8 protein-coding genes and 2 pseudogenes are annotated in these 11,510 nt (G+C 44.1%); 1 reads left to right on the forward strand and 9 read right to left on the reverse strand.

All coding sequences use genetic code 11. The features are described 5' to 3' along the window. Window positions 1-22: 22 nt before the first annotated feature. Window positions 23-2,839, forward strand: a complete 2,817-nt coding sequence (locus tag SO_RS07145; protein WP_011071716.1) for a S9 family peptidase — start codon at window positions 23-25, stop codon at window positions 2,837-2,839. 330 nt (window positions 2,840-3,169) lie between these two features. On the opposite strand, the pseudogene SO_RS07150 reads toward SO_RS07145, so the two are convergent. The 9 genes and pseudogenes from SO_RS07150 to xni form a co-directional block, all read right to left on the reverse strand. Further along, window positions 3,170-4,255, reverse strand: a pseudogene (locus SO_RS07150) (IS256-like element ISSod4 family transposase); the annotation flags it as partial. 11 nt (window positions 4,256-4,266) lie between these two features. After that, window positions 4,267-5,481, reverse strand: a complete 1,215-nt coding sequence (locus SO_RS07155; protein WP_011070548.1) for an IS4-like element ISSod3 family transposase — start codon at window positions 5,479-5,481, stop codon at window positions 4,267-4,269. A gap of 106 nt (window positions 5,482-5,587) precedes the next feature. After that, on the reverse strand, window positions 5,588-5,719 hold the full coding sequence (locus SO_RS23380; protein ID WP_274544492.1) for a hypothetical protein: 132 nt from the start codon (window positions 5,717-5,719) through the stop codon (window positions 5,588-5,590). A gap of 79 nt (window positions 5,720-5,798) precedes the next feature. Next, window positions 5,799-6,587, reverse strand: a complete 789-nt coding sequence (locus tag SO_RS07160; protein ID WP_011071717.1) for a hypothetical protein — start codon at window positions 6,585-6,587, stop codon at window positions 5,799-5,801. Between the two features lie 275 nt (window positions 6,588-6,862). Then, window positions 6,863-6,991 (reverse strand): annotated as a pseudogene (locus tag SO_RS23165) (transposase); the annotation flags it as partial. Between the two features lie 233 nt (window positions 6,992-7,224). Further along, entirely contained in the window at window positions 7,225-8,205 is a 981-nt protein-coding gene (locus SO_RS07170) for a transposase (protein WP_011071718.1), read from the reverse strand. Between the two features lie 428 nt (window positions 8,206-8,633). After that, window positions 8,634-9,611 carry a transposase gene (locus SO_RS07175; protein WP_011071719.1) on the reverse strand — a complete coding sequence of 326 codons (978 nt, stop codon included), beginning with the start codon at window positions 9,609-9,611 and terminating at the stop codon, window positions 8,634-8,636. Window positions 9,612-10,180: 569 nt separating this feature from the next. Then, window positions 10,181-10,609 carry a DUF3192 domain-containing protein gene (locus SO_RS07180; protein WP_011071720.1) on the reverse strand — a complete coding sequence of 143 codons (429 nt, stop codon included), beginning with the start codon at window positions 10,607-10,609 and terminating at the stop codon, window positions 10,181-10,183. 107 nt (window positions 10,610-10,716) lie between these two features. Continuing rightward, window positions 10,717-11,502 carry a flap endonuclease Xni gene (xni, locus tag SO_RS07185; protein WP_011071721.1) on the reverse strand — a complete coding sequence of 262 codons (786 nt, stop codon included), beginning with the start codon at window positions 11,500-11,502 and terminating at the stop codon, window positions 10,717-10,719. Between the last annotated feature and the right edge of the window lie 8 nt (window positions 11,503-11,510).

Consider the following 11,510-nt stretch of genomic DNA (forward strand, 5'->3'; position numbering starts at 1 on the left):
AACTACATAAAAGAGGAAGACATTGAAGTTATTACCTATCACATCTCTGGTGCTGTTATCCCTTGGAATACTGCCAGCCGTACAAGCTGAAACCAGTACTAAACCCCTTACCCTTACTGACATAATGCATTTTGAGTCCCTCGAAAAGCCTGTTATCGCTGACAATGGTCAAGTGCTGGCTGTCGAGGTGGCACCAGATCGTGGCGATAGCCACGGCTTGATTAAACATCTGCAAACAGGAAAAGACTTTCAGATTGAAGGCGGCTCAGACCCTATCGTGAGTAAAACTGGCCGCTATGTCGCGATGGCCGTTAAACCTAGTTTGCTAAAAGTTGAAACTAGCGATGCTAAGGCAAAGAAAAAACTCAAAGCCGATATGGTGCTGCTTGATACCCAAACTGGCACGCAAACTAAATTTGAACGGGTGAAAGAATTTGTCTTTAGCGACGATGGCGCGCATTTAGCCATTTGGTTTGAAGCCGACGAAGAGGCCAAGAAAGACGCAAAAGAGAAGAGCGAAGGCGCCGAAGATAAGCCCAAAGCCGAAAAGGTGAAGGTCGATAAGTTCGATCAAGGTCGTCGTTTTAGTTTAGTGAATTTGTCTTCACCCTCGCAGCGTGTAGATGTGGAGCATGTGACCGCCTATCACTTCGATAAAGACAGCCGCCGCTTAGCAATTGCAGTCAATGATATCGAGGCAAAGCAACATCAATTGCAGCTGATTGATTTGAAAAGCTACAAAAAATCAACGGCATTTGAATCCCAAAATCAACAAATTGGTGCGCTAGCACTTTCAAAAAATGGCCGCTGGCTGGCCTTTACTCAAGGTGATGCCAGTGAATTACCCTATGGCCGCAGCTATCAGTTAAGCCTAGTCGATATCGCTTCGGGCAAAATTCGCGCTGTGCCAAATACCAAAGAGTGGACGTTAAATCGTTACGCCAGTTTAAACTTTTCATTAGACAGTGAGCGACTCTTCTTTGGCCGAGTGCCTGAGGTGAGCCAGCAGCTTAGCCTGAAAAAAATCGCCGAAGAAAAAAATCTTTACGATAAAGAGATTGTTACAGGCCAGCGCGGGCTTAAAGTTTGGCATGGGGACGAACCACGGATTAAACCCCATGAAATCAAACAATATGAAGCGGAGCAAAAGCGCACTTATTTAGCCGTGTTGCATTTAGGCTCAAATAATGTGGTGCAGCTTGGTGATAAAACGGTGCCAGATGTGGCCCTGTCGCAGCACAAGCGTTATATGCTGGCCAGCTCTGACTTACCCTATCGCAAGATGATCACTTGGGCGGGTTTTTACCAAGATTACTACTTGGTGGATATCAACACTGGCCGCAAGTTACCACTGCTAACCCAACAACCCAGCGATTCAGATCCGAGCTTATCGGGTGATGGCAAATTTGTGGTTTATTATCAACAAGGTCATGTGTATTTATACGATATTGCCCAAGGACGTCGCACCAATTTGACCCAGTCTTTAAAGGTGAGTTTTGCCGATGAAGACCATGATTATCCATCCAATGCGCCAGGTTATGGTTTTGGCCCTTGGCTTAAGGATGATGCAGGGATCCTCGTCTACGATAAATTTGATGTGTGGCAGTTTAACACCGCATCTAAAACAGGTTTTGCTTTAACCGCAGGGCAGGGACGTGCTCAAAAAATTCAATATCGCCTCGAAGGCTTAGTCGATAATCCCGATGAGCCAACGACGCTAGCCTACAACGCTACTGTGCTGCTCCATGGTTACAGCGACAAGACTAAGGCCGATGGTTTTTACCAAGCGACCTTAGGCGAAGCGGGCGTTAAGACCTTGATGGAAGGTGAGTATAAGTTAACAGTGCTTGGGCGCAGTAAAGATACCGATACCTTGGTGTTTTCCAAGGAGCGATTTGATCTCTTCCCCGATTTATACACCGCAAGCTATCAAGCGCCACAACAAGCGGTGAAGCAAACCGATTTAGATAAACAGCGCCAAGCCTTTAACTGGAGCCAAGCCGAATTAGTGCATTGGACCAACGGCGATGGTAAACCGCTCGATGGTGTGTTGATAAAACCAACCAACTATCAAGCGGGCGAGCGTTATCCTGTGCTGGTGTACTACTATGAATTGATGACCGACAGACTGCACGCCTTCCCGCAAATGAAGGTCAACCACAGACCCAACTTTGCTTGGTATGTCAATAATGGTTACGCGTTATTCTTGCCGGATATTCGTTTCGATATTGGCTATCCCGGTGCCAGCTCAGTACAAACATTGACCTCGGGTGTGCAAAAGCTTATCGATATGGGCGTTGCCGATGCTAACGCCATTGGATTACAAGGACATTCTTGGAGTGGCTATCAAACGGCCTTTGCCATCACCCAAACTAAAATGTTTAAAGCCGCCGTTGCTGGCGCCCCAGTGGCGAACATGACCAGTGCCTACAATGGAATTCGCCATGGCACAGGCATTGCGCGCCAGTTCCAATATGAAACCGGCCAAAGCCGCATTGGTGCAAGTTTATTTGCGGCGCCACAAAAATACATTGAGAACTCGCCCGTGTTTTATGCCGATCGCATTAAAACGCCGTTGATGATCATGTTTGGCGATAAAGACGATGCGGTGCCCTGGGAGCAAGGTGTTGAAATGTACTTAGCCATGCGCCGTGCGGGTAAAGATGTGGTGTTTTTGCAATATGAAGATGAGCCACATCATCTAAAGAAATATCCTAATAAACTCGATTACAGCATTCGGATGATGGAATACTTCGACCATTACCTAAAAGGTAAACCCGCGCCAGCCTGGTTAAGCCAAGGCGAAGCCTATGTCGAATATAAAGCCGATGATGAGTAACTCTCTGGTTTAGGTTTATCTATAAGTAAAACGCCACCGTAAGGTGGCGTTTTGTTCTGAAAAGGGAGCTAGAGTTAGCTAATCAATATCGTCCAATTAAATAGTTGCGATTAATAAGCTTTGGGACAAAAGCGTGATAGCTACTTTGCTCTAACTTGTTAGTCTGGGATCAAAATGTCTATAGGTTAACGCTCTGTTAAAAGGTTTGAGCAAAGCAACATCGATGACGCCATACCACCATAAACACAAAACGTAACGCATAGAAACACACAACGAGCAAATCACTCTTGATCAGTTGAGGGCGTTCAAAATTCTGTGCCAGGCTAATTTTTAAATTTCTAGCACGCTATCTAAACGTCCTTCAAAATAAATCGCTAACTGAGATAAACAAAGGCTCCAATTGTGGATTGGCATAGTCCATTTATCTGAGGCGTTTAATATGCCTGCGTAAAGTAGCTTCAACAAGCTATTTTCATTAGGAAATGCACCTTTGGTTTTGGTGAGCTTTCTAAATTGGCGATGTACAGCCTCAACCGCATTGGTCGTGTAAATCACTTTCCTGATATGTTCTGGGTACTTAAAATAATGGGACAAATTATGCCATTTGCGACGCCAAGAGTTGATTACCAACGGATAAGCATCACCCCATTTGGCCTCCAGTTCGTCCAATGCCATCTCTGCGGCTTCTTTACTCACGGCTCGATACACAGGCTTTAAATCAGCCATAAACGCTTTCTGATTTTTTGAGGCGACATACTTCATTGAGTTGCGGATCTGGTGGATAACGCATAGCTGTGTTTCCGTATGAGGGAAGATACTGGCTATGGCCTCAGGGAAACCGGTCAAGCCGTCAACACAGGCGATAAGAATATCTTTTACACCACAATTATTAAGATCGGTCAGTACGGATAGCCAGTAATTAGCGCCTTCATTTTCGGATAAGTGAAGCCCTAAAATTTCCTTTTTTCCTTTCATATTAAGCGCTAACAATGTGTAAACGGCTTTACTGACGTAACGCCCATCCTCTTTGACTTTATAATGTATCGCATCAAGCCACACGATAGGATAATGGCTATCTAATGGGCGCTGTTGCCACGCTTTAAGTTCGGGGATGAGTTTGTCAGTGATAGCACTGACTGTTGCGTTAGACACATTGAGCCCATACATATCTTCAACATGTTGATTAATATCGCGATAGCTCATACCTATACTGAACATCGATAACACTTTACGTTCGATTTCATCGGTTAGTGTAGTTTGATTTTTCTTAATCAACTGAGGCTCAAAGGTGCCATTGCGGTCTCTAGGAGCGTCTAACTCAAAGTTACCGGACGGATGCTTAATGGTCTTAGGGGTTTTGCCATTTTTACGATTAGGCTGAGGATCATGCGCTAAATGCTGCTCAAGCTCAGCCCTGTAGGATCCCCTCATAATTCATAGCCCCAACAACCATGAGTTAATGAGAGTTGGGCTAGTTTCTTCGCAGCACAAAGCAAATCATCTGCTGATATGGGGTAGTCATGCCGTCGCCGCAGCAGTTCTTTGCCCATCCTGATTGTTGATAGCACATTCCTTTTCTTTACCGTGTTGGCTTGGAAGTGCCGCTGTAATTGCTGTGTTTCTCCGTATAATCCTACCCACCAAAATGCCAGTTGTACCAATAATGCTATCAATAGCAGTATGTCCATCCTCGCCGCATAACGTGTTCTGCTATGACGTAAACCAAAGCCATAAGCGGGGCTTTTTAAATCTCTAAAGGTTTCTTCTATTTGCATCCGTTTTTGGTAAATATTAACCAGTTTTTGAGGCGACATGGCTTCTATGGTCAAGTTGGTCACCAGTGCCCAAGGCTCTTTGGCGGTTAGTTCATACGTCCATTGCGCCGTATGGTGACAGTCTGTTGTCGTACTTCGCTGACCTTTTCTGCCTTTACTTGGAGCCCTGAACAATACCATCTCGCATAACAAGGGTTTCTTTACCGATAACGCCACTCGCCCAACATGTTTTGCGCGACGACTGGCTTTGGGATAAAGCGCTTTTAGCGAAAATTGGCGACCGAAGGGGTGCAGCCGATAGACACTTAATCCTCTGACACGACCCAGCCAATACCAACCGAGCTGCTCGACTTTTCGAAACCATGGATTACGGAAGCCCGCGTCAGTGACTATCAGCGGGGTAATATTGTCAGGTAACACTTTATGGAGTTCATTCAGAAACTGATTATGGGCAGTTTGTGTGCCTTGTAGTACTAACGGAAATGTTCGCTCGTAGAGCGTGATAGAGCGGCCCTTAATCGCAATAGAGGCGCGTAGTGCAATCAGTTCACGACCTTCACGCATATCAGACCAATCCACCAGTATGGTCGGCATCGTATGTGCTGTTAGCAGCCACTTTGCATGCCACTGATAAACAGCCAGTCTTTCATGGTGAAGGTGCGGGTTGCCCAATAATCTATCCATGCGTTTTATTGAGTGTTTAGTATGAGTGCTGGTGCCATCAATGTGCCGCCCTAAATGCGTGAGGGTGAGACAATCCGCGTTGATGAGGGCTTTGCAGGCGACCATGAGTGTATTCAGTCGCTTTTGATGGATTTCTGGACAATGTTGATAGAGAGATTGATGTAAGATAGTTAACACTTGCACCTTGATGCCCTGTGATTGATGTTTGTTCGCACTTCCATCTGATCACACTTCAAGGTGCAAGTTCACTCTAATTTAATGATTTATCTGAAAATCATCAGGGGATTCTTCAGAGCTCAGCCTGGAGAGCCGCTTCAGTGAGTTGCTTGATCAGTGGGCCAAGAATGCTGTCTTTACCTGTGAGGCTTTTACCTGATTGCAGATCTTTAAGGGCTTGTTCGAAGTTAAAAGGTTGGGTCATGTGTCATTCCTGTTTTTGAATATTTTACTGAAATGACACAGAATTATGAACACTACCGATCAGTTTGTATGGCGATTTTTCAATCTAGCTCCATGCATGTCTGGCTTTTTAGTAACTCAAATATATCTGGACGTTCCACTAAAAGAACATCGGACGCCATGTCTTGTATGAATGGAGCAACCCAATATTGTGAACCTTCAGGTGGAGTCATACCTACGTCTAAGTGATCTACATAATCTGATGACAACATGTAGCTCTCATTTATTGTGAGTATGTATGACATATTTAAAATAAACACATCACGGACATCTACCCTGAGTTGTTCTAAATGACGGAGGCGATCCTTCATATAAATTGTACCGTCATTGAGCATCAGTAATGCAAAAAAATTATAATGCATATTATCATTGCAACGATCTCTGATATCGTCATATCTTTTATCAATCTTGAGTAATGAATTTAGCTTAGACAAATGCGCAGAGCTATCAAGGTATTTAGACATCTTCGGCATTCTCGGTAATGGTTTTTTACCATGTAACCAGTCATTTATTTCTGTAATGTAGTAACCGGCTCTTCCTGCATTGTCGCTTATATATAAATTGGTATATGCATTAACCATAACCGAGTCGTAGTACTTTCTTAAAAGAGCATAAGCATCATTCAACTTTCCTTCTTTTAATACTAAGTTTATGGACTCAATAGTGCCTTTCATCGACATAAAAACATATGTATCCATATTTATGATTGCAGTTGTTCCAATAGTGGTGAAACTCATCACTGCATCAGAAAGATATTCGTAAAACTGTGCATAATAGCTCAGATCTTCGAATATTTGGTGATTAACATAATTATTGTCTGTTGATTGCATTATTTTATACTCAATTGCTTAATGCCTGGCTAATAAATCCGGCCACGGCTAATAAATCCGGCCACCCATTTTAAATCAACAACATAATGTACTTTCTGTTGGTCTACAACTTGTCCGAGTGAAAATGGCTTAAATAAGAACCATCAATAGCCGCAGGGACAGCATCTGTGCCAGTAAATTACGCTAATTCCTTAAAAAAGGGTGTATTTCAGACGAGGTATATTGTCCCTTACAGATGTTCTGGAAGGGGGCTTTTGAAGTTATATAAGTCGTTGTCAGTTGCAGCGCAAGTGCTGGCAGCTTGACGCAAAGTGCCGTCGTCGCTTTTCAAGATGTTCGCAGTAGTCGCTCAGTTCTTGCAATGTGCCTACTGGACCGTGAAATAGTTTGCCAAACTCGGTGGTCTGGCATAAATCCGGCCACCCATTTTAAATCAACAACATAATGCACTTCCCGTTTACCTACAACTTGTAAAAGTTAACATTGTTTAAAAAATAGCCATCAAAAGTCGCAGAGACAACATCTGAGGCAATAGATTGAGCTAATTCGTTCAAAAATGGTGTATTTCAGACAAGGTATATTGTCCATAGTGCTTAGGAGATACTCTGCAAGGGTTATTTTCGAAGGGATATAGTCGCTATCTGTTGCTATGAAAGTGCTGGCAGCTTGCCGCAAAGTGCCGTCGTCGCTTTTCAAGATGTTCGCAGTAATCAGTCAGTTCTTGCAAGGTTCCCACGGGGCCATGAAATAGTTTGCCAAACTCGGTGGTCAGCTTGAGCCAATTGTCATGGGGGATATTTAATCTTGTCAGTAACTTACCGCTATTTTCACTGATGTATCCACGTTTATCATTGCGAATGATTCGACCGGTATCTTCCACCAATTGAAGGTAATCCGTAAAGGCAAACGCAATGCCATTGGGTTGGTTGTCGCACTCGTTACCGATAAAAGGCAGGAGATTGCTGGGCTGCTCACCTTTTAATGCGGCCCGAATACGTAGCTGAATACTGGTATGGTCGGATTGTTCTGGTGAATCAGCGAGTTGCGCTCTAATCGGATTCAAATCAACATAAGTCATACAGGCTAACACAGCGGCTTCATCGAGTAGGGCTTGGGATTTGAATCGACCTTCCCAGAAACGACCTGTGCAGTTATCTTCTTGATTTGCTTGCCTTGCGATAGGTTCATTGAGGCAGCGCATAAACCAGCTAATGTCGCATAATCGACTGCGATAAAGGGCAATTGAATGCTTTAATCGGTTGACCTCATGGGCTTGAACTAACTCATCTTTAACGAATTTTTGCGTTAATTCATCGCCTTTAAACAACTTATGCCATTGCTCAAGTACTTCGCGGTCAGTCCAACGATTGGCACTATCGATATCGATCCGTAGCACCACATGCAGATGATTCGACATCACCGCAAACGCGGCCACATCAATAGCAAAAACTGCTTCAAGTTCAAACAGTAGCGATTCTATCCAAGCGCGGCGATGGTCATAGTTTTTACCCGAATAGGTATCATCACCACATAAAAATGCACGGCGCACCACGCGACTACAGCAATGGTAATAGGGCGTGTCTTCAAGACTTATCTGGGTTCTACGAGGGCGCGGCATACAAACCTCCATGTTTGATGCTTAACCAAAGCATAGTTGGAGGTTAGCTACCTCGCTATTAAGATTGGGTGTCCATGTTTTTTTTTCGAGCCCTCAGGGACGAGTTTATGGCGTGTCACTGGGGAAACAATGACAATTCACTCAGTACACCTAATGATCAAGCTATCTTGCTTTAGGACAATAGCTTTTTAGCCTGCAAAAATTCGGCCACCCATTTTAATCAACAACATAATGCACTTTCCGTTTACCTACACTTGTAAAAGTTAACATTGTTTAAAAAAGAATCATCAAAAGTCGTAAGGACAGCATCTGAGGCAATAAATTGCGCTAATCCCTTAAAAAATGTAGCATTTCAGACGAGGTAAGTCATCCCATAGTGCTTGGGAGGTGTTCTGCAAAGGTTACTTTCGAAGTGATATAAGCAGTTGTCAGTTACTGTTAAAGTGCTGACAGCTTGCGGCAAAGTGCCGTCGTCGCTTTTCAAGATGTTCGCAGTAATCGGTTAGTTCTTGTAATGTGCCTACTGGACCGTGAAATAGCTTGCCAAACTCGGTGGTCAGCTTGAGCCAATTGTCATGGGGGATATTTAATCTGGTCAGTAATTTGGCGCTACTTTTACTGATGCTTCCACGTTTATCATTGCGAATGATTCGGCCGGTATCATCCACCAATTGAAGGTAATCGGTTAAAGCAAACGCAATGCCATTGGGTTGGTTGTCGCACTCGTTGCCAATAAAAGGCAGGAGATTGCTCGGCTGCTCACCTTTTAACGCCGCCCGAATGCGTAGTTGAATACTGGTATGGTCGGATTGTTCTGGCGTATCAGTGAGTTGCGCTCTAATCGGATTCAAATCGACGTAAGTCATACAAGCTAATACAGCGGCGTCATCGAGTAGGGCTTGTGACTTAAAGCGACCTTCCCAAAAACGCCCAGTGCAGTTATCCTCTTGATTTGCTTGCCTTGCGATAGGTTCATTGAGGCAACGCATAAACCATGAAATATCACACAAACGACTGCGATAAAGGGCAATTGAATGCCTTAATCTGTTAACCTCATGAGCTTCAACCAATTCACCTCTGGCGAACTTTTGCGTTAATTCATCGCCTTTAAACAGCTTATGCCACTGCTCAAGCACTTCGCGGTCAGTCCAACCATTGGCACTGTCAATATCGACCCTAAGCACCAGATGCAGATGATTCGACATCACCGCAAACGCTGCTACATCAATAGCAAAAATGGCTCCAAGTTCAAACAATAATGACTCTACCCAAGCGCGGCGATGGTCATAGTTTTTACCCGAATAGGTATCATCGCCACATAAAAATGCCCGCCGCACCACGCGACTACAGCAATGGTAATAGGGAGTGTCTTCAAGGCTTATTTGAGTTCGGCGAGGACGGGGCATACAAACCTCCATGTTTAATGCTTAACCAAAGCATAGTCGGAGGTTAGCTACCTCGCTATTAATGTTGGGTGTCCATGTTTTTTATCCATGTTTTTTACGGGATGAACAGTTCAATGGTCGTAAAGATTGGCATTGTTGCAACTGTGACCGTTGGCGGCATGGATGCCGCCGTCGAGTCCTCAGGGACGAGTTTATGGCGTGTCACTGGGGAAACAATGACAATTCACTCAGTACACCTAATGATCAAGCTATCTTGCTTTAGGACAATAGCTTTTTAGCCTAACTATATAGCTAGAGGGATAGTTAGGATTGGCATTGTTGTACCTGTGACCTTCTAAAACATCTAGGTTTTAGTAGAGTCCTTGTGGATGCTTCTTGTGAAATAAAAGGGTGGCGTGTCACAGGGGAAAATGACAATTCATCCTGCACACCTGACGATAAAGTCATCTCGCTTCCAAGCAGTTATGGATCATCAATGGCAATGAAGTAATATTGCATTGCCATTTTTGGAGATGGCTTAATAAGCTTTGGATATTTAGCTTAGGGATGATAGCGATGTTAGAGCCAAATCAATTTTTGCTTGAGCTTTCAGCTTCTTTGGCGGTGCGGCTAACAATATCAGTTCCGGTTTCGAGATACTGTTTATAGGTGTCATTGCCCCAGGCGACGAGTTTATTATCCTTAAACATCAGTGGGGTACATTCCTCTTTAGTGGTGACACCATCAGATTTATCATGTTGGGTACGATAAAAGAGTACTTGTAGTTGGCCATCTTTAAGGGATTTGGCCTCTGAAAAATCGGCTTTGCCAAATAGGGTTTTGACCTCAGAAATATCCTGCCCAAGGCTTAAATCATTTAGTTTCTGACTGTTATAAACTTGTCTATCTTCCCAATCCATTTCGTCAGGTGTGGGTTCATACACCAGCACAACGACCGCGACAAAGGCGGTATAAGCGGCAAATATACTACCGATAATGACTGAAGTTTTTGATTTCATTGAATCTAATTCCTTTGGATATCCAATGTAGTATTTGGCAAGTCAATAAAATACGCTTTTGATCCCAGAAGGTAAACGGCTTAATTGCAACTTAGTGTTAACAACGGTCACAGATTGTTCGATGATGCTTTGGTTGGGCTATTTACCCTAAAATCCCGTAAGTTGATATTTAAGGGTAAATCGGTCTGCAACTGCACTAATTTATAACTTAGGCGCGCCATATCTCGGCCTTCGGCCAGTTTTTTCGCTTGTTTCGCCCCAAGATTGGGCAAAGAAGAAAACAGGGTTGCTAAGGTTCTGAAGGTTCTCAGTAATTCGGCGGCCGATTTGGGGCCAATACCTGGAATGCCGGGGATTTTATTGCCACTATCTCCCGCAAGAGCCATTAAATCGAGAAATTGGCTGCGATCCACACCCAGTTTTTGCTCGAGTTCGGCGATATTCAGGTATTGCTGATTGAAATGATCCCATTGGCTGATACGGGGATGATTGAGTTGGCTAAAGCCTTTGTCAGTGGAGACGATAAGGGCTTCGCCCTGGGCCTTGGCGGTTTTTGTCGCTAGGGTGGCAATAACGTCATCGGCTTCTGCGGCGGCATAAATAGATTGGATTTGTAAGTTCTGAAGGTGTTCCTGTAATGCTATCAGCCCAGCAGCTAAGGGCTCTGGCATAGGTTTACGGCCCTTTTTATAATCGGGGTAAAGTTGTTTGCGCCATGAGATCTCATCCCCATCCCAGACGACAGCGACATGGGTTGGGTGGTGAATGCGCAGCAGTTTAGTGCAAGCGACACTCACACGCTCCGTTAAACTTTCCATATCGTTCTCATCTGGGATCGCCGCATAAATGCGGCGCACCAAGTTGAGACCATCAATAATTAAAAACTTATTCATTGTCGGTT

This window comes from Shewanella oneidensis MR-1 (genome assembly GCF_000146165.2).
Classification (GTDB): Bacteria; Pseudomonadota; Gammaproteobacteria; order Enterobacterales; family Shewanellaceae; genus Shewanella; species Shewanella oneidensis.

Bases quoted from the DNA above. Each gene is read 5' to 3' on its own strand.
- SO_RS23380 (WP_274544492.1), bottom strand. From the start codon at position 5,719: ATGACCCAACCTTTTAACTTCGAACAAGCCCTTAAAGATCTGCAATCA.
- xni (WP_011071721.1), bottom strand. From the start codon at position 11,502: ATGAATAAGTTTTTAATTATTGATGGTCTCAACTTGGTGCGCCGCATT.
- SO_RS07180 (WP_011071720.1), bottom strand. From the start codon at position 10,609: ATGAAATCAAAAACTTCAGTCATTATCGGTAGTATATTTGCCGCTTAT.
- SO_RS07160 (WP_011071717.1), bottom strand. From the start codon at position 6,587: ATGCAATCAACAGACAATAATTATGTTAATCACCAAATATTCGAAGAT.
- SO_RS07175 (WP_011071719.1), bottom strand. From the start codon at position 9,611: ATGCCCCGTCCTCGCCGAACTCAAATAAGCCTTGAAGACACTCCCTAT.
- SO_RS07170 (WP_011071718.1), bottom strand. From the start codon at position 8,205: ATGCCGCGCCCTCGTAGAACCCAGATAAGTCTTGAAGACACGCCCTAT.